This is a genomic window from Winogradskyella sp. ECml5-4, from assembly GCF_036903175.1.
GTDB lineage: Bacteria > Bacteroidota > Bacteroidia > Flavobacteriales > Flavobacteriaceae > Winogradskyella > Winogradskyella damuponensis.
This window is the reverse complement of the sequence record NZ_JAYJLF010000006.1, coordinates 171,847-193,641: the sequence shown is the minus strand read 5'-3', so window position 1 is coordinate 193,641 and position 21,795 is coordinate 171,847. Positions and strand designations below refer to the sequence as shown.

Sequence of the window (21,795 nt, the reverse complement as noted above, 5' to 3'; positions counted from 1 at the left end):
TACCCTCAATAATTAAGCCATTATAACTCTATTTAATCTTTTTAGATCTAATGCTTTCAATAATTACGGTTGCTAATATCAAACTGCCACCAATAAATGTATTAAACGATGGTATTTCATTCAAGAAAAAAAATGCAATTATAATTCCAAATATAGGTTGTGTGCTACCAATAATACTCGCTGTACTCGCTTTAAAGTATTTTAAACTTTGAACAAACATGGTATGTCCAATAGCTGTAGTTACTATAGCTAATAACAAAACGTAAGGGTATTGTGTTGTAATATTAGAGGTGTCCATAAAAAATAAAACAGGTGCCAATACAATGGTTAAAATTACAACTTGATAAAACATAAGCATGGTACCATTATAGGTAGCAATATGCTCCTTTAGCATTAAAATTCTTAAAGCATAACATATAGCAGAAAGCAAACCAAACATAATGCCTTGTAATTGACTGCTTTCTAAATTGAATTCTGGGGCTAAAATAGATATGCCAACTAGTACCATTAATCCTAGTACAATGTGTATAGGATCTAATTTTGTTTTTGAAAAAAAAGGTTCTAATAAGGCTATAATAACAGGAAACGTAAATAACGAAATCATGCCAATAGCTACATTAGAGCGCTTTAGAGCATAGAAATAGAAAATCCAATGGCCACCCATTAATAAAGCAGCGATAAAAAAGGTGAGACGATCTTTTTTGTTGCTTATTTTTAAATTAATGCCTTTATAAACACAAAACAAGAAAAGTATAATTACAGCTAAAATAGAGCGCCACCAAATAATTACAGGAGTTGGCATGTCTATAAATTTACCCAAAGGACCAGAAGTGCTAAGGCAAACTGTTGCAAAAATGAGCAGTAAAAGATGATTTAAATGACTTTTTTCATTCATTTAATATCGGATAAGGCAGCAAGTGCTTGTTTTGTGTTCTTAATTTTTTCGAAAGTTAATATTAAGCGTAATCCTTTTCGGGTTTGTTTTTCTTTCATTTTACATTTACTTGCATTCATCTGTACAAATTGTAAGACTTTAGTAAATGCTTCACTCTGATAAAAGCCACTTTGTTGATCTTGAATAAAATAACCAATCATTTTGCCTTGCTTCATAATCAGTTTTTCAATGCCCATTTTTGTGGCAATCCATTTAAGTCGTACACTATCTAATAAATCTGAAACCTGTGTTGGTAGTTCGCCAAATCGGTCAATAATTTCAGTTTCAAATTTAGCGAGTTCTTCTTCGGTTTTAATCGCGTTGAGTTTGGTGTAGAGATTTAAACGTTCAGTAATATTGTTGATGTAATCGTCTGGAAATAGTAACTCAAAATCGGTATCTATAGTTATGTCTTTTACATATTCCTTTGGTTTACCGTCGTCTTTGTATAAATCTGAAAACTCCGTTTCTTTTAATTCGTCTATGGCTTCATTTAAAATTTTCTGATAGGTATCAAAACCAATATCATTAATAAATCCACTTTGTTCTCCTCCTAGTAAATCACCTGCACCACGAATTTCTAAATCCTTCATCGCAATGTTAAATCCGCTGCCCAATTCTGTGAATTGTTCTAAAGCTGAAATTCGTTTTCTAGCATCGGCTGTCATTGCCGAATATTCTGGCGTAATAAAATAACAAAAGGCTTTTTTGTTACTACGACCAACACGACCTCGCATTTGGTGCAAATCGCTTAAACCAAAATTGTTAGCGTTATTAACAAAAATGGTATTTGCATTTGGGACATCTAAGCCACTTTCTATAATCGTGGTACTCACCAAGACATCAAACTCACCATTCATAAAGGCGAGCATGAGATTTTCTAATTTTTTACCATCGAGTTGCCCATGGCCAATACCAATTTTGGCATCAGGCACTAATCGCTGAATCATACCAGCGACTTCTTTTATATTTTCAATTCTATTATGAATAAAAAATACTTGACCACCACGCTGAATCTCATAACTCACCGCATCTCTAATGGTTTCTTCACCAAAACGAATCACATGACTCTCAATAGGATAACGGTTTGGTGGTGCTGTATTAATAACGGATAAATCTCTAGCAGCCATCAAACTAAATTGAAGCGTTCTAGGAATAGGCGTGGCTGTTAATGTTAACACATCAACATTCTCCTTAATGGTTCTCAGTTTTTCTTTAACGGCAACTCCAAATTTTTGCTCTTCATCAACAATTAGTAAGCCTAAATCTTTAAATTTTACGTTTTTGCTAGCCAATTGATGCGTACCAATAATAATATCAATATTTCCTTTTTCTAAACCTTCTAAAGTTTCGCGTTTTTCTTTAGCTGTTTTAAAACGATTAACATAATCAACAGTTACCGGAAAATCTTTTAAACGTTCTTTAAAAGTACGTGAATGTTGATATGCCAATATCGTCGTTGGTACTAAAACAGCAACTTGTTTGCCATTATCTACGGCTTTAAAAGCGGCTCTTATAGCAACTTCCGTTTTACCAAAACCAACATCACCACAAATTAGGCGATCCATTGGTCGTTCACTTTCCATATCAGCTTTTATATCTGCTGTAGACGTGATTTGGTCCGGAGTATCTTCATACACAAATGAAGCTTCGAGCTCCAATTGCATATGGCTATCTGGTGCGTACTGAAAGCCTTTTTTTAGTTTTCGTTTGGCATAAAGCTTAATAAGGTTAAAGGCAATTTCCTTAACTCTTGATTTTGTTTTTTGCTTTAAGGTTTTCCACGCTTTACTTCCTAATTTATAAACGGTTGGTGGTTTGCCATCTTTACCGTTAAACTTAGTGATTTTGTGAAGTGAATGTATACTTAGGTATAAAATATCGCGCTCGCCATAGACTAATTTTATGGCTTCTTGCTTTTTACCTTCAACATCTATTTTTTGTAGACCTCCAAATTTACCAATACCATGATCAATGTGCGTAACATAATCTCCAATTTCAAGATTTGTTAATTCCTTTAAAGTAATGGCTTGCTTTTTGGCATAACCATTTTTAAGATGGAATTTATGATAACGATCAAAAATTTGGTGGTCGGTATAAATTGCTAGATTGTGTTCGGTATCTATAAAACCCTGATAAAGTGAAAGCACTACTGTTTTGTAATGCACGGTTTGTTCTGCGTCATCAAAAATATCATGAAAACGTTTCGCTTGCTGTTCGCTAACACAAGCGATATAATTGGTGATGCCCTTAGCGTGATTTTCATTTAAATCTTCAATTAACAGATTGAATTGTTTATTAAATGCAGGCTGTGGCTTAGTGTAAAATGCTATAAGTTGCTGAGCAAAATAGGCTTCATTTCCAAATTCGACTAAAGGATATTCTAAAAACTGACGTTTTAATAAGTCTGAATTACAAAACAATTCTTCAGGTGAAGCCTGCTTAATTTCGCTAGATAAGTTTTTGAAAGCGTCTTCTGCTTTTTCATAAAAATCATCAATTCGTGAAAACGCTAAAGCTGCATTTTTAGAAAAAATAACAGTTTTATTAGAAATGTACTTAAGAAAACTTTCGCGTTGTTCAGCAATCATTTTATTAGCCACATTAGGAATGATGCTCACTTTTTTAATGCGCTCTGTAGAGAGTTGTGTTTCTACATCAAAGGTTCTAATGCTATCTACTTCGTCACCAAAAAATTCAATTCGGTAAGGTTCATCATGTGAAAATGAAAACACATCAACAATACCACCTCTTACTGAGAAATCTCCAGGTTCGGTAACAAAATCAACACGTTTAAATTTGTATTCAAATAAGACTTCGTTAACAAATTCGATGCTTAAATCGTTGCCAACAGAAATTTTTAAAGTGTTCTTTTCAAGTTCCTTTTTGGTGACGACCTTTTCAAAAAGGGCATCAGGATAGGTCACAATAATACACGGTTTTTTACGCGAATTAATTCGGTTTAAAACCTCGGCTCGTAAGAGTACGTTGGCATTATTGGTTTCCTCAATTTGATAAGGTCTCCTATAACTTCCTGGATAAAACAACACATCTTTAGTGTTTATGAGCTGTTCTAAATCGTTGAGGTAATAGGCGGCTTCTTCTTTGTCGTCAAAGATTAGTAAAAAGGGTTTGTCGGCTGTTTTAAAGGCTTCAGAAACCGTAATTGAAAATGAAGAGCCAACAAGACCTTTTAAATGTGTTTTTGTTTCGCTTTGGGCAATAGCAGTCTGCAGATTTTGCAGTTGCAAAGTCTGTGCGAATGTTTGGGCAATAGATACTTTACTCAAGTTTCTTTGTTTGAAGATGCAAATATAAAATTTTTGAAGTGTTCACTAATGATAATTCTTTGAATAGAATTATATTTGTTCAGAATTATTAATTAGATAATAAATAAAGTATATATATGTCATTTTCAGATTTATTCGATAGCGGATTTAAAAAACGTAATGAAGACCATTTTGCAGCTATTGTAAGAGTTGCAATGAGTGATGGTGTAATCACTGATAAAGAAAGAGCTTTTTTGGATCGTTTAGCAACACGATTAGATATCTCAGAAGCCGATTATAAATTAATTTTAAAAGATTACGATACACATTCTATAAATCCACCAACATCTTATGATATGCGTTTAGAGCGTTTATATGATTTGGCGCGTATGGTTTGGGTTGATGATATCGAAGGACCAAATCAGCATTGGTTATTAGAAAAATTATGTGTTGGCTTAGGATTTCATTCTCAAAATGCAAAATATATTGCAGATAAAGCTTTAGCTCTTGCACACGACAAATTAGATTTAGATGCGTTTGTTGAAGAAATGAAAAACATGAATAAATAGTCGTTTTAGATCTTATATTATAAAAAAAAAGCAACCTAATTTAGGTTGCTTTTTTTTTATTACTTTTTTCTAGGCTTAATTATTACGCATAAACTCTTCTGCTTTTTCTACCATGTTTTTGCTGCCACAAATAAAAGGTACGCGTTCATGAAGCTCTGTTGGCTCTATGTCCATAATACGTGTGTAGCCATCGCTAGCTTTTCCATTGGCTTGCTCTGCTATAAATGCCATAGGATTACATTCATAAAGCAAGCGTAATTTTCCTTTAGGGTTTTTAGAACTTTTTGGGTACATATAAATACCTCCTTTGATCATGTTTCTATGAAAATCTGAAACCAAAGAGCCAATATATCTACTTGTGTAAGGTCTTTCGCCTTCATCTTCCTGACAATATTTAATATATTTTTTGATGCCTAAAGGGAAATCTAAATAGTTTCCTTCATTTACAGAGTAAATATTTCCATCTTCAGGAAATTGCATGTTTGGATGTGATAAATAATACGAACCAATTGCCGGATTTAATGTAAAACCATTAACGCCATCACCAGTTGTATAAACTAACATTGTAGAGGTTCCATAAACCACATAGCCTGCAGCGACTTGCGCGATCCCTTTTTGAAGAAAATCTTCTAAAGAAACAGGTGTGCCTAATGGAGTTACACGTCTGTAAACTGAAAAAATAGTACCAACAGACACATTAACATCTATATTAGAAGAGCCATCGAGAGGATCTATTAATACAACATATTTATTTTGGTGGTTTTCATCTTGACTATTAATCGTAATAAAATCATCTTCTTCCTCACTAGCAATACCACAAACAATATTTCTTTTGGTTAAGGTTTGTATGAATTTTTCATTGGCATATACATCTAGTTTTTGCTGATCTTCACCTTGAATGTTAGTGTCTCCAGCAGCACCAATTATATCTACCAAACCTGCTTTGTTTACTTCGTGGTTTACAACTTTAGCGGCTAAGCGTATAGAGTTAAGAAGTCGGGAAAGTTCCCCAGAAGTGTATTTAAAAGACGTTTGATTTTCAATTATAAATTCTCCTAAGGTTTGATTTCTTTTAGACATGAGTAAATTATTGATTAGTAGCAAGCAAATATCGCATTTTTTAACAAACTATAACGTTTTCGTGTTGTAAATTAATTGTTATGTCAACAGAGTTGGTTTATATTTGAGTTTTCATTTAAGACATATAATGACCCAGATAAGATTAGCCGTAAAGGAAGATATGCCAAGAGTCTTAGAACTCATTCAAGAATTAGCAACCTTTGAAAAAGAACCAGAAGCTGTAGAAGTTAGTGTTTCTGATTTAGAAAAAGATGGTTTTGGTACTCAGCCAAAATTTACTTGTTTTGTTTTAGAAGTAGACCATATTATAGAAGGTATTGCTTTAGTTTACCCTAGATATTCTACATGGAAAGGGGAAGTTTTGCATTTAGAAGACCTTATTATTAGCGAAAAAAGTAGAGGTAAAGGATTAGGCTCTCAACTTTTAGATACTGTAGTAAAGTATGGAAAAGATTTAGGTGTAAAACGAATTTGTTGGGACGTTTTAGATTGGAACGAGCCTGCCATAAAATTCTATGAAAGTAAAGGAGCAAATGTAATGCGAGATTGGGATGTGGTGCATTTGGACGAAAATGGAATTACTAATTATTTAAACCAACTATAATGCGCGTTTATAAATTTGGAGGAGCATCGGTAAAAGATGCAAACGGTGTAAAAAATTTAGCACAAGTATTGCAAACTACAGGTTATAATAATACTTTAGTTGTAATCTCTGCAATGGGTAAGACAACCAATAGAATGGAATTGGTTATCAAAAATTATTTTGAAAATAAAGCTGAACTGCAAAGTGCAATACATGAGGTTGTTAAATGTCATAACGACATTATGGTCAATTTGTTTAAAAATGAAAATCACCAAGTGTTTTCAGATATAAAAGCACTTTTTGACGAATTAAATACATTTTTTAAAAGTAATAAATCACCAGATTACAATTATGTTTATGATCAAACTATTGGTTTTGGTGAATTAATTTCAACGACAATTATTAGCCATTACCTCAATGATATTGGTTTAAAGAATAATTGGGTAGATGTAAGAGAGTTTATTAAAACAGATAATTATTACAGGCACTCTAACGTAAATTGGGAAAGAACCCAAGCTAATATTTTATCTAATTTAGATGTAAATGTTTTAAATATTACGCAAGGATTTTTAGGGAGTGATTCTAATAACTTTACAACAACTTTAGGTAGAGAAGGAAGTGATTATACAGCCGCAATTTTTGCTTATTGTTTAAATGCAAATAGTGTAACAATTTGGAAAGATGTGCCAGGTGTATTAAATGCAGATCCACGCTACTTTGAAAATGCACAATTATTGCATCAAATTTCATACAGAGAAGCTATTGAATTAGCATTTTATGGAGCCTCTGTAATTCATCCAAAAACGCTTCAACCTTTACAACGAAAAGAAATCCCTTTATATGTAAAATCTTTTTTAAACCCAGAGGGAAGTGGTACATGTGTTAGTAAAGGAGAAGCTCTAGTTCCTGAGATTCCGTGTTTTATTGTGAAAAAAAATCAGACTTTAATTTCTTTATCGTCTTTAGATTTTTCATATATTATGGAAGAGAATATTAGTGAGATTTTTAGTTTATTACATTTGTATAAAATGAAAGTTGATGTCATTCAGAATTCAGCAATTAGTTTTTCTGTTTGTATAGATAATTTATACGATAATTTAGAAAAATTGCTTCAGCATTTAAAAGCAAAATTCAATGTAACATGTCACGAAAATGTAAGTCTATATACCATTAGGCATTATAATGATGCTGCTATAAAAGAGCTTGAAAAAGATAAAGAGGTATTATTGAAGCAATTAACGCAAGGAACAGTACAAATTGTAACTAAATAAACTTTACTACATTTGTTTTATGGGGAAATCGTCTGATACTGGTTTAGTAACCGCTAAGGAAGTCGCTAAAGCAATCCATGCTGATAAGTATGGATTCTTAGGTACTTTTTTGGGATGGGTATTAATGAAAGTGCTTAATATTTCTACTCTAAATAAAATCTATAACCGTAATAAACACCTTAGTAATGTAGAATTTCTTGATGCTATCTTGGATGAATTTCAGATTAAGTTTGAAATACCTGAAGAAGATATGAAGCGTCTGCCTAAAGAAGGGCCTTACATTACAATTTCTAATCACCCATTAGGTGGTATTGATGGTATTTTACTGTTAAAATTAATGATAGAACAGCGAAGCGATTTTAAAATTATTGCTAATTTTCTATTGCATCGTATAGAGCCTCTAAAGCCATATATAATGCCTGTAAATCCTTTTGAAGGCAGAAAAGATGCGGCAAGCAGTATTGCCGGTTTTAAAAATGCAATTTTACATTTAAAAGAAGGGCACCCGTTAGGGGTTTTTCCAGCAGGAGAGGTTTCTACATATAGAGATGGAAAGTTAGTGGTTGATAAGGAGTGGGAAGCTGCGGCTATGAAATTAATTCAGAAAGCAGAAGTGCCTGTAGTTCCTATTTATTTTCATGCTAAAAATAGCCGTTTGTTTTATAGGCTTTCTAAGTTAAGTGACACACTTAGAACAGCAAAATTACCTTCGGAGTTGTTAACTCAAAAACGCCGTGTTATTAAGGTTAGAGTTGGAAAAGCAATTTCTGTAAAAGATCAAAAAGAGCATCCTAGTCTTCCCGAATTTTCAGAGTTTTTAAGACGAAAAACGTATATGTTATCTAAAACGTTTGAAGATAAACCTAAAATTTTAGATAATATTCAATCACAATTAAAGGTGGCCAAAATACCCAAACGTATTGTGACTCCTATAGCACCAAAAGTGATGATTGCTGAGGTAGATAAGCTTAGAGTAAGTGATTGTAGGCTTTTAGAAAGCAAAAATTACGAAGTGTTTTTAGCCTCTCCTAAAGATATTCCTAATATTTTAAGAGAAATAGGAAGGCTTAGAGAAATTACATTTAGAGAAGTAGGCGAAGGGACTAACGAAGCTATTGATTTAGATACTTTTGATGCTTACTACCATCAAATGTTTTTATGGGATAACGAGAAAAATGTCATTGCAGGAGCTTATAGAATGGGCTTAGGATCTAAAATTTTTGAACGCTTTGGAATCGATGGGTTTTACTTGCAAGACTTATTTCGTTTTGAGCCCGAATTACATAAAATGATGAGCCAATCCATAGAAATGGGGCGTGCTTTTATCATTAAAGAATACCAACAAAAACCAATGCCTTTATTTTTGCTTTGGAAAGGAATTGTACACACCACGTTACGTTATCCAGAACATAAATATTTAATAGGAGGAGTAAGTATAAGTAATCAGTTTTCTAACTTTTCTAAAAGTTTGATGATTGAATTTATGAAGTCTCATTATTACGATCCTTATGTGGCGCAATACGTGCATCCTAAAAAAGAATTTAAAGTAAAACTTCAAGATGCAGATAAGGATTTTGTTTTTGATGCAACAGAAGCCGATTTAAATAAGTTTGATAAGATTATAGACGAAGTAGAGCCAGGAGCTTTACGATTACCCGTTTTACTTAAAAAATATATCAAGCAGAATGCTAAGCTCGTTGCATTTAACGTCGATCCTTTATTTAATAATGCGGTTGACGGCTTAATGTATATAAAAATTGCAGACCTACCAGAAAGTACTGTTAGACCAGTAATGGAAGAGTTTCAAGCTGAGTTAGAACGTAAATTCATGGATAATCATGATAAGTAAAACTTATCTAATTATTTTTCTTTTACCTTTATTTTGTGTGTCGCAAACGTTTACAGGGCGTGTTGTAGATAAAATAACACAACAACCTATTGAAACTGCTGCTGTATATTTTGATAATACCACAATAGGTACAACGACAGATAGCAATGGAGTGTTTTCAATAGTTTATACAGACGTTGTACAATCTACTTTAGTTATTTCTTATTTAGGCTATGAAAAAGTTTTTATTTCCGATTATAGAAGTCAAAACAATATTTCTATAGAGCTCGTTGAAGCAGATAACGCTTTAAGTGAAGTGCTTATTGAATATGATGATGGTTTAACTAGACGACAAAAATTACGTCTTTTTAGAAAGGAATTTTTAGGAACATCTGAGTTTGGTAAGTCTTGTAAAATAGTAAATGAAGATGACTTAGTCTTAAAGTATGATAAAAGTAATAAAGCTTTATACGTAAGCTCAAATGCTGTACTTAAGATTAAAAACAAGGCATTGCAATATGAAATTTCTTATGATCTTGCAGATTTTGAAGTGAACTATAAATATGTAAATCTAGAAACCAAAACATTTACTACACATTCTGTTGTCTATTTTGGGACTTCATTTTATAAAGATTTAAACAAAGCTGAAAAATCTAAAACAATAAAACACCGAGACCATGCTTTTAAGGGATCTGTACAACACTTCATGCGAGCACTTTTTCATGGGTCTTTAGATGAGGATGGTTATATGTTTGCCCAAAAGCGTTTTACGGTTAACCCTTATGATTTTTTTACTATTTATGATACAGATGCGTTTGGTTATAAAACGGTTATGTTAAAAGAGAAATTGGATATTTATTATAAAGTTGATCAAGGTTCAGTGATACAGACATCTGTTCCTAAATTCAATGTAGATAAGTATGGCAATTATTCTCCAATTGTTGGAGTCTATTTTAGTGGAGTTATGGGCAACCAACGTGTTGGCGATACTCTGCTTTTGGATTATAGATTTAATAAAAGTGAAAACTAATGCTAAAAAGAAAACCCAGAATGTTAATTCTGGGTTTTAATATTTTTAAAGGCCTTTAAACCATTCTTGAAATTGTTTACCAAATAAAAATGTTGGTTTCATTTCACCACCTAAAGCAGCAATTACACTCATAATCCATGCTACAAGTAAGACAAGCCACATGATTAAATTTATAATTGGAATCCATGATGTAACTATAGCAATTATAACTAAGCCTAACATCTGTCTTATGTAGAAAGAACCAAATTCGGTTTTATTACTACTATTCATTACAATAGCTATTATCCAGCCAATAAAGGTCATATGAGCAATAATGCCAACATTTTTACCATCACTAAATACTTGTTTGGCATCATCAGCAAATTCACTAGCTGCTTCTTTGGCATCACGACCAAACTCTTTAGCATCTTCTGAGAATTCGCTAGCTTTTTGACTTATTTTATCTCCTGCTTTTTTTGCTCCTTCTTTAGCATCACCTATCATATCATCTAGGTCATCACTTAAATTTTTATTATCATCTGACATTTTTAATCGTTTTAGAGGTTAGTATTTGGTATAAAAGTTAAAACGTTAAATTTAGTAAAAAAACAAATATGAATTACTGAAAAGCAGCATCAATAGGTTCCCATAATTCAATCTTATTGCCTTCATTATCTAAAATCCATGCAAATTTCCCGTAGTCATAAGTCTCCATATCACCAACAATAGTTACTCCTTCACTTTCTAGAACCTTTAAAAGCGCTTCTAAATTTTCAACTCTATAGTTAAACATAAAGTCTTTTTTTGAAGGTTCAAAATATTTAGTGTCTTCTGCAAACGGACTCCATTGTGTTGAGCAATCTTTTCCCTCTTTGTCTTTCCACCAAAAAGTAGAACCATAATCGTCTGTATTAAAACCAAGATGCTTTTTATACCAATCTTTTGCTGCTTTTGGATCTTTGGTTTTAAAGAATAGTCCGCCAATTCCCGTAACTCTTTTTTTCATTTTATCCTGAATTTATTTCAGAATTTCAGCTATTGAAATCCTGTATTTTATATGTTATTTTTTTATCGTATTTTCATAAATGCTAATCCATTCTTCAACAGACATTTTACCTAATAGTTCTTCTATTAAATCATAAGGAATATCATCTATTTTTTTAAAACGCACGCAGCTTTTCCCCATATCTAATTTGTATTTGCAATGTTTAGGATATTCTGCTACAAACCAATCGTATAATTCCTTTTTGGCATACATACCGGAATGGTAAAGTGCAATAAAGTTTTTTTGTGAAGCCAAATTTATAAAAGGCAAAGGCGGAAAAGGCTTACAATGGTAACCATCTGGATAAATAGATTTTGGTACATAATAACCTAACATACCATAACTCATGCCTGCTTCTAGTCCCTCAGGCATGTGTTTCTTTATGAGTTCATTTAGTTTGGTAATTGGTGCTTTCCGATCTTCAGGAAGTTGTGCAATATATTCTTCGGGAGTAGTTGCTGTTGATGTCATTTAGTTTTAAATTTAACACTGTTCTAAATTTAGCAAAATTTTGCTTTAATTTTATCTACAATGGTTTGTGCTAGTTTTATATTGCTTTCAACAGTCCAACCTGCCACATGAGGCGAGAGAAGAACATTTTCTGATTCTATTAAATATTGAAAGGCTTCTGGGATGGTGTTTGAAGAAAATAAATTTTCAAAAGATGATTTTTCGTATTCTAAAACATCTAATCCTGCACCTAATAGTTGTCCAGATTTTAAAGCTAATACTATATCTTCTGTGACTACACTTTTTCCGCGTGCTGTATTTATGAGCCAAAATGGTTTTTTAAATCCATTTATAAATTCTGAATTAACCATGTTTAACGTTAATGCAGTTTGTGGTGTATGAAGGCTTAATACGTCTACTTTGGCTTTTAACTCTTCTAAAATAACTTGTTTAGCATTGGCATCTCCAACACCTGTTTTTATATCGTGGCATAATACTTCTACATCAAAGCCTTTTAATTTTTTTGCAAAGGCTTTACCCATATTTCCATAGCCAATGAGTCCAATAGTTTTTCCGTCTAATTCTAACCCACGGTTTTCTTCTCGTAACCATTGGCCTTGTCTAACTTCTCTGTCTGCTTTATTTAATTTATTAAATAGGGATAATAACATTCCTAAAGCATGTTCGCCAACAGCATTTCTATTGCCTTCTGGGGCAGAAATGAGATGAATGCCTTTTTTTTGGGCATAATCACAATCTATGTTTTCTAATCCTGCACCAACACGTCCTATAAATTTTAGGTTTGTTGCGGCATCTAAAAAAGCTTTATCAATACTAAAGCGACTGCGAATAATCATGCCATCATATTCGGAAATTTTGGCTTCAATTTCAGATTTTGAGGCTTTGTAATCTTCGTGATTGGTAAATCCTAACGCGTTAAGTTGTTTTATAAGTAAAGGGTGATTAGAGTCTAGGTGCAGTACTTTCATGGTCATACTAGTTTAAGCATATTTTTAATATTTAGATGTTTTTAGGGGCTTAAATTCCTAAAATCAATTTGGCTATTAAGAAGTAAATTAATATACCAAAAACATCATTACTTGTGGTAATAAATGGGCCTGTTGCAACAGCCGGATCAATACCTCTTTTATCTAAAAAAATAGGAATAAATGTGCCAATAATAGCAGCCATAACAATTACAGCAATTAATGCAATACTTATGGTTATAGATACTATATATGGAGTTCCAAATATAAAATGTGTGATAAGAATGGCAACAAGTGAAATTGCGACACCATTGACCAAACCCAGTAAAAATTCTTTAAATAATCGTTTTAAGATTTTACCATCTATAGTACCATTAGCTATACCTTGAACTACAATAGCCGAAGATTGTACACCAACATTACCCGCAGTAGCTTGAATTAACGGCACAAAACTAAGCAATACAATAAAATTGCCCATATTGTCATTAAACTGTTCAATAATACTAGCAGCTCCAAGTCCGCCAAACATACCAATAAACAACCAAGGTAGTCGTGCTTTTGTTAATTTAAAAATGCTGTCATCTGCTTCTACATCTTGCGAAATACCAGCCGCTAATTGGTAATCTTTATCTGCTTCTTCTCTTATAACATCAATGATATCATCAATAGTAATTCTACCTACTAAAGTTTGATTGTCATTAACAACAGGAATGGCTTCCAAATCATATTTTGCCATTACTTTGGCAACATCTTCTACATCGTCATTAACATGAACCCAGTCCACATTATCTTTAGCTATATCTGCTATTTTTTGGTCGCTTTTAGAAATGATTAAATCTTTTAAAGATAATCTGCCAATAAGTTTGTCTTGCTTATCTACTACGTAAACTGAGTGTACTCTTGTAACGTCTTTGGCTTGTCCTCTAATACGACGTAGGCAACCTGCAACAGTCCAAGTTTCGTAAACTTTTACTAATTCTTTAGCCATGAGTCCACCTGCAGTGTCTTCATCGTAGGCTAAAAGTTCTTGGATTTCCTCTCTGTGTTCGTCATCTTCTATTTGGGAGATAACTTCTGCTTGCCTTTCTTCAGGAAGCTCGGCAATCATATCTGCCGCATCATCGGTATCTAGTTCTTCAACCTCTTCGGCAATTTCTTTAGTAGAAAGATTTTTAAGTACTTTTTCTCTAATGTCCTCATCGAGTTCCATTAGAATTTCTGAAGTGGTTTCAGAATCTAGAAGTTTTATGACATAAACCGCGTCTTCTAAATCTAATTCATCTAGAATTTCGGCAATATCTGCATGGTGATACTCATTTAATAAAGCTTTTAAATCTTTGTCGTTTTGATCTTCAACAAGGATTTCTACCTTTTCAATAAGTTCATCTGTAAGCTGAAATTGTATGTTTTCTTGGATGTCTTCCACTTAATGCTTTCCTTCATTGCGAGGACAAAAGGCGTAACAATCTTTTTTTAATAGAGAGATAGATTGCTTCGCAATACTCGCAATTACAATTAATTTATATCATTTTCAATAAGCGAAGTCAGTTCAATAAACTGAGAAACACTTAATTGTTCTGGTCGCTGCCCAAATATAGTATTTGCTTTTAAATTATCCGACAGATTGAATGTTTTTAAACTGTTGCGTAATGTTTTTCTGCGTTGTTGAAAACCGGTTTTTACAACTCTAAAAAATAGTTTTTCGTCACAAGGTAACGTGTAATTTTCTTTTCGTTTTAATAATAATACTCCAGAATCTACCTTTGGTGGAGGATTAAAAACGGTTGGAGGAACTGTAAATAAATAGTCTGCATCGTAAAACGCTTGGGTTAACACTGATAAAATACCATAAACTTTTGAACCTTCTTTAGAGCAAATACGCAGTGCAACTTCTTTTTGAAACATACCTGAAAACTCAGGGATTTGATGCCTTAATTCTAAGGTCTTAAAGAGTATTTGAGAGGATATGTTGTATGGAAAGTTACCAATAATAGCAAAAGGTTTGTCTTTAAAAACAAGGTTTAAATCGTATTTTAAAAAATCTTTTTCAATAATTCTATCGGCAAGGTTTAAGTAATTGTTTTTTAGATAGTCTACAGATTCTGTGTCAATTTCAATAACATGTGTAGTGGTATCTTTTTTTAAAAGGTACTTCGTTAATACACCCATTCCTGGACCAATTTCTAAGACATCTTTATAACCTTCAAGAGATAAACTATCTGCAATGTCTTGTGCTATAGATTCATCTTCTAAGAAGTGTTGCCCTAGATGTTTTTTTGCTTTTACTTGGTGTTGATTTGCCACAAATACACGGATGTTTTTAATTAGTCGTTACGCAAAGATACACAGAGCTAGATAGAGATAAGCAGAATTACTTTAGAAACCTTAATTTATAGTTACCGAATATTCATCTACAACTTCTAATTCTGTTCTAAAAGATAGAACTTTTTCACCAAAACGTTGTAATCCATCTTGTTTTAAGCGTTCTGCATGTTCTGCATAATAAGAGTTTAACGCTTCTCTAGAATGCGCTCTGTATTGTACCGAGTAGGTATCTGTTTCGGTATCTTCTACCAAAACTTTAGTGAGTTTGGCTTCTTTAAATAGTCCTGTAGCCAATACTTGTGGAATGTGTTCTTTTATCCACTCAAGCCATTCTTGATGGATGCTTTTATCTATGTTAAGGGTAACGTTATAAATAATCATATTTGGGTCATAAGAATTTGATGCAAAAGTATGAATTTTGAAGTAAACGGTTTTGCGGTTTTACAAAGTTGAAAAAGGCGCTAATGTAAATGTGTTATAACTTTAGCATAAATATTTATAAAGAGAAAAGAGGTCAATTTGAAGCTATTGGATATAATTGGTAATATGCAAACTAAAGTCTGAACGATTAATTAATACTATCGCCACGTAACATTCTAAACTTGCGTCGTGCTTCTATAAAGTAAATACTGTCTTGGTATTCAAATATTATTTTTTCGTACAGTTGTTTGGCTTCTTCTGGGTTTGCTAATGATGTATTATAGAGTTCTGCTAAATGGTAATGTGCATCATCAGCCAAAATACCGTCTCTATAATCCTTTATTATTTCTAAGTAATTAGCTTCGGCTTTAATATATTGTTTTTTCTTTTCGAAGAGTTTTGCTTGTTGGTAAAGTGTTTGATCGATAATACTTTCACCTTTGTGTTCTTCTAAAATTTTATCTAAAAGCGATATGGCCTCGTCTGTTTTATTCTGAAAAGCATACAAGTCTGCTTTAGCATATAATTTTAATGAAGTTTGTAAACTGTCTTCAAATTTGTTATCTGAAATTAATAGTTTTAAATCTAGAGCATCATTTGCAATTAATTGAGATGTTGATGATTTTAAGATTTTGAGCTGTGATTCTGCCCAATCAAAATCTCCTTTATAATAACTTGTTTTGGCAACCTTGAAGCGTGCCTCTTGCGCAATAGTGCTGTTTTTTAATTCGGTCTGAATCTGAGAATAAAAAATTAAGGCTTCATTAAACTTTTCTTGGAGCACTAAAATATCGGCCAATAACAATTTGATTTTAGCTTTTCTATAATAAGAAATGTTTAGTTCTAAGCTTTCTTTTAAGAAATTAGTAGCAGTTTCTGTGTCTTTAAGATTAAAGGCTAAGAATTTTCCATAGGCTAACTGTAGCGGAATCGTTAACTGAGACTTGCCAAACTCAAGAAACAGATTCTTATAAGTTTCATCAATAAGTTTTAAGGTTTTTTCGTCTGCAGTTTTAGTATCTATTTCTAAAATATATTGATGAGCAATTAAAGCAGTAGCTCTGTCTTGTGTGGTTTCTAATATGTAATTAAAAATTGATTTTGCAGTGTCATCATCATTATCTTTTCTAGCGGTTTCTGCCAATTCAATTATACGGTCTAAACTTTCTGGATTACGTTTGTAAAGTGCTTTTTCTTGAATAAAGGATTTGTTATAGGCTTTTTCTTGAATATATAACCAACTCAACATATCATACCAATAAGGTTTTGGTTCTTGTTGTATTTTTTTTAAAAGTAGTCGTCTTAAAAAAACATTGTTCTCATTGTCTTTATTTTCTGAAATAAAATCAGTGATGGCACGTTTTATATTGTTGAGGTTGTTGGGTTTAAAATTTACGTAATCTATATAATTAGCAAACATTTGTTCTATGTTACCTTGATCACCATAAATACGAGCCAATTGAATTGTGTAATTTCTATCTGGTGTTAAAATTTTTCCTTTCTCGTAAACTTTAATCGCTTGGTCTAAGAGTGAATAATCTTCAAATTTTTGTGCGATACTATAAATGTAGTTGGGTTTTTCATCTACAAAAGCAATAGCTTCATCATATAGTTTGTTTGCTCTATTTAAACTGTCTATAAGTTGAAAATTGTAACCTAAAGCAACAAGCATAGTGGGATTTTGTCTTTTTGCTAGCCGTTGTACTATAATGTTTTCAGCGTCTTTATATTGCTCTAATTGCTGATGAATATCAATTAGTTTATAAATGTAGTTAGAGTTATATGGCTTTTCTTTAGCTAGGTTCTCGTAAATGATAAGTGCTTTTTTAAACTCTCCTTTCTTGTAATAACTTTCTGCTTGAGCTTCGTTGTTTTGAGCAAAGCCAGAATGCCATCCTAAAATAAAAAGCAAAATGAAAAATCGCTGTAGCATGTAACTGTTTTTGTTAAGATAACTCCAAATATAACAAATGCTAAACCTAGATATTGTAAAAGTTAGTTAAAAACATTTCACAAAAAAAATGCCTAAACTAAAGTTTAGGCATTTACCAGCAAAATAAATGTGCTATTAACCATTATTTTTGTAAATATGATTCAATTATTCTGTCTTGGTTCTGTTTTATTATTTCTAAATGAAAATAGTTAAAACAAAACTTTGCTTACCATAACAATTAATGAAACAAGTAATACAATTCGTTTTAAGTTTTTCATAATTAGGTTATTCTGATTTGGAAGCACTAACTTCTGAAAAATATTCAAATAAAACGAAGAAATGCCTTAATAATCGATGAAATACATATTTGTTTAACAATTCGCATAAAATATGAATTAATTTATGGCGTTACGATATCATGTCAAATCCAGTGTAAGGCACTAAAACTTCTGGGATTTTAATACCATTTTCGGTTTGGCAGTTTTCTAAAATACCAGCCAAAATTCTAGGTAATGCTAAAGAGCTTCCGTTAAGTGTGTGGCATAATTCATTTTTACCATCGTTATTTTTAAAACGTAATTTTAAACGGTTGGCTTGAAACGTTTCAAAATTAGAAACAGAAGATACTTCTAGCCAACGGTCTTGTGCTGTTGAAAATACTTCAAAATCATAAGTTAGAGCAGAGGTAAATCCTAAATCTCCACCGCATAATCTTAGTATTCTGTATGGTAATTTTAAGTCTTGTAAAATTCCTTTTACATGATTTACCATGCTATCTAAAGCTTTGTAAGAATTATCAGGATGTTCAACTCTTAGAATTTCAACTTTATCAAATTGGTGTAAGCGATTTAGTCCTCTAACATGTGCACCATAACTTCCTGCTTCACGTCTAAAACAAGGTGTGTAACCTGTAATACTAATAGGTAAATCACTTTCGTTTAAAAGTGTGTCTCTAAAAATATTTGTTGCAGGTACTTCTGCAGTTGGAATTAAATATAAATTATCTAAAGTAACATGATACATCTGTCCTTCTTTATCTGGTAATTGTCCAGTTCCAAAGCCAGACGCTTCATTGACTAAATGTGGTACTTGGTATTCTGTATAACCAGCCTCAGTGTTTTTGTCTAAGAAATATGCAATAAGTGCACGTTGTAATCTAGCACCTTTACCAATGTAAACAGGAAAACCAGCACCTGTGATTTTGTTTCCTAATTCAAAATCAATGATGTTGTATTTTTTTGCTAATTCCCAATGTGGTAAAGCGCCGTCATGTAATTTTGGAATATCACCTTCTCTAAATGTTTCTTCATTGTCTTCGTCTGTATTTCCTGCAGGAACAATAGGGTTTGGGACATTAGGAATCTTATACAATAACTCTGCAAGGGCATTAGCTTTGTCGTTTAGCTCTTGTTCAAAGTTTTTAGTAGATTCTTTTAATTGCGTGGTCTTCTCTTTTAAAAGATTTGCTTTTTGAGTTTCTCCAGATTTGAACAAATTACCAATTTCTTTAGATAATGCGTTTGATTCTGCTTTTGTATTATCTAATGAGGTCTGAAGAGCTTTACGGTCTTCATCTAAAGCAATAGCTTCATTAATCATTTCGGTAGCATCAATATTTCGTTTTGCTAAACGAGCTATGATGTCTTCTTTATTCTCTTTAATAAAAGCAACTTGTAACATATCTTTTAATTTAGGTTTTTACCAATTGAGCTCAGTAAAAACAGGAAACAAAAGTAAAAATAAAATAAGCAGAAAAAAATATAAAGTGGTCAATTTTGACTGAGGATTTGGGTCTTGGTCGAGTTTCTGTTTTTTAGACACGAATTTCAACCTTTTCATTCTCAACTAAATCCTATTCTGAAGGTAATATCCAATCGTGATGCTTAAAATGCTGCCATTCTTCGTTTGCAATATCAACTTTAGGGTCTATGAGTTGTTTTGAGGGTTTACCGTTTACGCTTACATAAGATTTTACAAACACTTTAACAGGGATTCCTTGTTTAGCAAAATCTTGTTTAAGGTGTTGTGCAAATTGCCAAATAACATCGGGTTTACTACTTGCACCTCGTTGCTGCTTTTTGGTCAGATAATCATCTAGCTTTATAGGAATAGCTTTATTCGTATTGGCGTTAATTACAGAATAGGTTGTTCTGCCACTTTTTGCTCTGAGCATCATTCTCCAAGATAGGCGATGACCTTCTTCGGTCCATAACACATCGTCTTTAAAGAAATGATGTCTAAGAGGTAAAGCTATTTGAACCATAAAGTAAATTGAGAAAAACGAAACTAATATGGGTTTGTATTTTGGAACAATGATAGCATTAGCGTCATAAAAGGGCTTCTTCTTTAAGAAGATATTTTTTATGGTTTTAGGATCAAAAAAGAACAAGCTAAAGGCTAACGACATGTATGGGAAAATACCAATCTGAAAGACAATAGAGTTAAATAAATGAAAGAAAATAGATGCAAAAAATGCATATTTTCGAGTAGGCTTAAAGAGTAGCAGAGGAATAATTAAACCATCAAATAGAATGCCTCCGTAAGCCAAAATATAATGTACGGTGTTTTGCTGTAAAAGTTCACCAATAATAGGGTAATTGGCTTTGTTTCTCATTAGGATTTCAATAACAGAAGCATCTAGCCAATCTGGATAGAGTTTTGCTGCAGAAGCATAAGAATAAAGGATAAATAGTTGCAGGACAAAAATCCATTTACACCAACTAGGCATTGAAATACTTTTGAGCGATGGTTTTAATTTTACATCTAATGAAGCATAACGATTTGCGGGTAAAAACACCATTAAAAAACTCAATAGGACAAGTAGGTAATAATGATTATTGTATGATGATTTTTGCATGAGGTAAGTGGCTGTCCACATTAATGCAAACATTACCATGCTAAATCGGTATTTGAAGCCTAGCATTATAAAGAGCCCAAAAACACCCATGACGAGGTAATAAATGTACATCCAATTGCCAGGTAATGGCTGTAACCACTCGAAACCAATAAATGAAAATGTAAATTCAGGTTCTATTAAGGTGCGTTGTATCCAACCTGTAAAAATAGCTCCAACGGCTTCTAAAAAACATAATAATCCAAAAATGACTCTAAAAACAATGAGCCCTGAATTATCAATATGTTTAAATAAAAACTTATTCATTTAATGTTTTTATATAATCGGAAGCATCTATCATATCTTTTTTAAGTTGAATTTTTAAAGCCTCAAGATTTTCAAACTTTTCTTCACTTCTCAGGCGTTTTAGGAATTCAATTTTTAGCTTAGCATTGTAGATGTTCTCTTTAAAGTTGAAAAAATGAACCTCGATAGAACGTGTTTTGCCTTCAACTGTTGGATTAGAGCCAATATTCATCATTCCAAAAATAGTGTTACCTTCAAATTTAGATTGTACGATATAAACACCATCTCGAGGAATTAATTTGTAAGCCTCTTTAATATGAATATTTGCAGTAGGAAAATTAATAGTTCTTCCTAAGCCTTTTCCTTTAATTACAGTTCCAGTAATAAAATAATTATAACCCAAAAAAGAATTTGCTAATGCAACTTCTCCGTTGTTTAATGCTTTTCTAATTTTAGTAGAACTTACGGTTACATCTTTAATATCTTGTGCAGAAATTTCTTCGACTTTAAAACTATAGAGTTGGGCAAATTCTTTTAAGTCTTTAATATTTGCATTTCGGTTTTTTCCAAAGTGATGGTCATAACCAATAACAATTTGTTTGGTGTTGAGTTCGTCTACCAAAATCTGTTTTACATAGTTTTTAGCAGAAAGGTTAGCAAATTCTTTAGTAAATTTTTTGACAATAACCTCTTTTATTCCATGTGCTTTTAATAAATCTATTCGTTCATCAATAGTGTTTAGTAATTTTATGGAAACATCTTTTTGAAGCACCATTCTAGGGTGCGGAAATAAGGTTAATACCACAGGAATATGACCACTGTCTTGAGCAAGTTTTACAACTTGTTTTAGTATTTTTTGATGTCCAATGTGTACACCGTCAAAGGTGCCAATGGTTGTTACTTTTGCTAAAATTGAAGTCAAGCGTTGTATTTTATAAGTGTTCATTTTTAACA

19 protein-coding genes are annotated in these 21,795 nt (G+C 32.3%); 5 read left to right on the top strand and 14 right to left on the bottom strand.

From position 1 onward, the window contains the following. Window positions 1-28: 28 nt before the first annotated feature. Together VDP25_RS07085 and mfd are read right to left on the bottom strand one after the other, a co-directional pair. Entirely contained in the window at window positions 29-895 is an 867-nt protein-coding gene (locus tag VDP25_RS07085) for a DMT family transporter (protein WP_334468218.1), read from the bottom strand. Continuing rightward, window positions 892-4,224, bottom strand: coding sequence for a transcription-repair coupling factor (gene mfd / locus VDP25_RS07080; protein ID WP_334468216.1), 3,333 nt, complete (start codon window positions 4,222-4,224; stop codon window positions 892-894). The genes VDP25_RS07085 and mfd overlap by 4 nt, the downstream gene beginning before the upstream one ends. A 116-nt stretch (window positions 4,225-4,340) precedes the next feature. Between mfd and VDP25_RS07075 the strand changes: the two genes are divergently transcribed. Then, on the top strand, window positions 4,341-4,772 hold the full coding sequence (locus tag VDP25_RS07075; RefSeq protein WP_215928138.1) for a TerB family tellurite resistance protein: 432 nt from the start codon (window positions 4,341-4,343) through the stop codon (window positions 4,770-4,772). Window positions 4,773-4,847: 75 nt separating this feature from the next. Here the strand turns inward: VDP25_RS07075 and fbp are convergent, their stop codons facing one another. Then, window positions 4,848-5,852, bottom strand: coding sequence for a class 1 fructose-bisphosphatase (gene fbp / locus VDP25_RS07070; RefSeq protein WP_334468213.1), 1,005 nt, complete (start codon window positions 5,850-5,852; stop codon window positions 4,848-4,850). Between the two features lie 127 nt (window positions 5,853-5,979). On the opposite strand from fbp, the gene VDP25_RS07065 reads away from it, so the two are divergent. Genes VDP25_RS07065 through VDP25_RS07050 form a run of 4 tightly spaced genes read left to right on the top strand, consistent with a single transcriptional unit; the run spans window position 5,980 to window position 10,564 of the window. Beyond that, on the top strand, window positions 5,980-6,456 hold the full coding sequence (locus tag VDP25_RS07065) for a GNAT family N-acetyltransferase (RefSeq protein ID WP_252723707.1): 477 nt from the start codon (window positions 5,980-5,982) through the stop codon (window positions 6,454-6,456). After that, complete coding sequence (locus tag VDP25_RS07060; RefSeq protein WP_334468211.1) at window positions 6,456-7,706, top strand: aspartate kinase; 1,251 nt, start codon at window positions 6,456-6,458, stop codon at window positions 7,704-7,706. Before VDP25_RS07065 ends, VDP25_RS07060 begins: the two co-directional genes overlap by 1 nt. A gap of 19 nt (window positions 7,707-7,725) precedes the next feature. Beyond that, the gene (locus VDP25_RS07055; protein ID WP_215928122.1) at window positions 7,726-9,555 is read left to right on the top strand and encodes a GNAT family N-acyltransferase; all 1,830 of its coding nucleotides are present in this window, start codon (window positions 7,726-7,728) and stop codon (window positions 9,553-9,555) included. Beyond that, entirely contained in the window at window positions 9,545-10,564 is a 1,020-nt protein-coding gene (locus tag VDP25_RS07050; RefSeq protein WP_334468207.1) for a carboxypeptidase-like regulatory domain-containing protein, read from the top strand. The genes VDP25_RS07055 and VDP25_RS07050 overlap by 11 nt, the downstream gene beginning before the upstream one ends. 45 nt (window positions 10,565-10,609) lie before the next feature. Here VDP25_RS07050 and VDP25_RS07045 read toward each other — a convergent pair whose 3' ends face one another. The 11 genes from VDP25_RS07045 to VDP25_RS06995 all read right to left on the bottom strand — a co-directional run bounded on the left by VDP25_RS07045 (window position 10,610) and on the right by VDP25_RS06995 (window position 21,787). Next, on the bottom strand, window positions 10,610-11,089 hold the full coding sequence (locus VDP25_RS07045; protein WP_215928119.1) for a YtxH domain-containing protein: 480 nt from the start codon (window positions 11,087-11,089) through the stop codon (window positions 10,610-10,612). 73 nt (window positions 11,090-11,162) lie between these two features. Further along, window positions 11,163-11,549 (bottom strand): VOC family protein, encoded by a 387-nt coding sequence (locus VDP25_RS07040; RefSeq protein WP_334468204.1) that lies wholly within the window; start codon window positions 11,547-11,549, stop codon window positions 11,163-11,165. Window positions 11,550-11,603: 54 nt separating this feature from the next. Continuing rightward, window positions 11,604-12,059, bottom strand: coding sequence for a DUF1801 domain-containing protein (locus tag VDP25_RS07035; protein WP_334468202.1), 456 nt, complete (start codon window positions 12,057-12,059; stop codon window positions 11,604-11,606). Between the two features lie 29 nt (window positions 12,060-12,088). After that, window positions 12,089-13,027 (bottom strand): 2-hydroxyacid dehydrogenase, encoded by a 939-nt coding sequence (locus tag VDP25_RS07030; protein WP_334468200.1) that lies wholly within the window; start codon window positions 13,025-13,027, stop codon window positions 12,089-12,091. A gap of 49 nt (window positions 13,028-13,076) precedes the next feature. Beyond that, a complete protein-coding gene (gene mgtE, locus VDP25_RS07025; RefSeq protein ID WP_334468198.1) occupies window positions 13,077-14,450 on the bottom strand; it encodes a magnesium transporter in 1,374 nt (457 codons plus the stop codon). Between the two features lie 89 nt (window positions 14,451-14,539). Beyond that, window positions 14,540-15,328, bottom strand: coding sequence for a 16S rRNA (adenine(1518)-N(6)/adenine(1519)-N(6))-dimethyltransferase RsmA (gene rsmA, locus VDP25_RS07020; protein ID WP_334468194.1), 789 nt, complete (start codon window positions 15,326-15,328; stop codon window positions 14,540-14,542). 81 nt (window positions 15,329-15,409) lie between these two features. Continuing rightward, window positions 15,410-15,730, bottom strand: a complete 321-nt coding sequence (locus VDP25_RS07015) for a DUF4286 family protein (RefSeq protein WP_215928107.1) — start codon at window positions 15,728-15,730, stop codon at window positions 15,410-15,412. A 187-nt stretch (window positions 15,731-15,917) separates the two neighbouring features. Further along, a complete protein-coding gene (locus tag VDP25_RS07010; RefSeq protein ID WP_334468191.1) occupies window positions 15,918-17,702 on the bottom strand; it encodes a tetratricopeptide repeat protein in 1,785 nt (594 codons plus the stop codon). Window positions 17,703-18,110: 408 nt separating this feature from the next. Continuing rightward, window positions 18,111-19,382 (bottom strand): serine--tRNA ligase, encoded by a 1,272-nt coding sequence (serS, locus tag VDP25_RS07005; RefSeq protein WP_334468189.1) that lies wholly within the window; start codon window positions 19,380-19,382, stop codon window positions 18,111-18,113. A 172-nt stretch (window positions 19,383-19,554) separates the two neighbouring features. Further along, entirely contained in the window at window positions 19,555-20,862 is a 1,308-nt protein-coding gene (locus VDP25_RS07000; protein WP_334468187.1) for an HTTM domain-containing protein, read from the bottom strand. Beyond that, on the bottom strand, window positions 20,855-21,787 hold the full coding sequence (locus VDP25_RS06995) for a bifunctional riboflavin kinase/FAD synthetase (protein ID WP_334468185.1): 933 nt from the start codon (window positions 21,785-21,787) through the stop codon (window positions 20,855-20,857). The genes VDP25_RS07000 and VDP25_RS06995 overlap by 8 nt, the downstream gene beginning before the upstream one ends. Window positions 21,788-21,795: the final 8 nt, after the last annotated feature.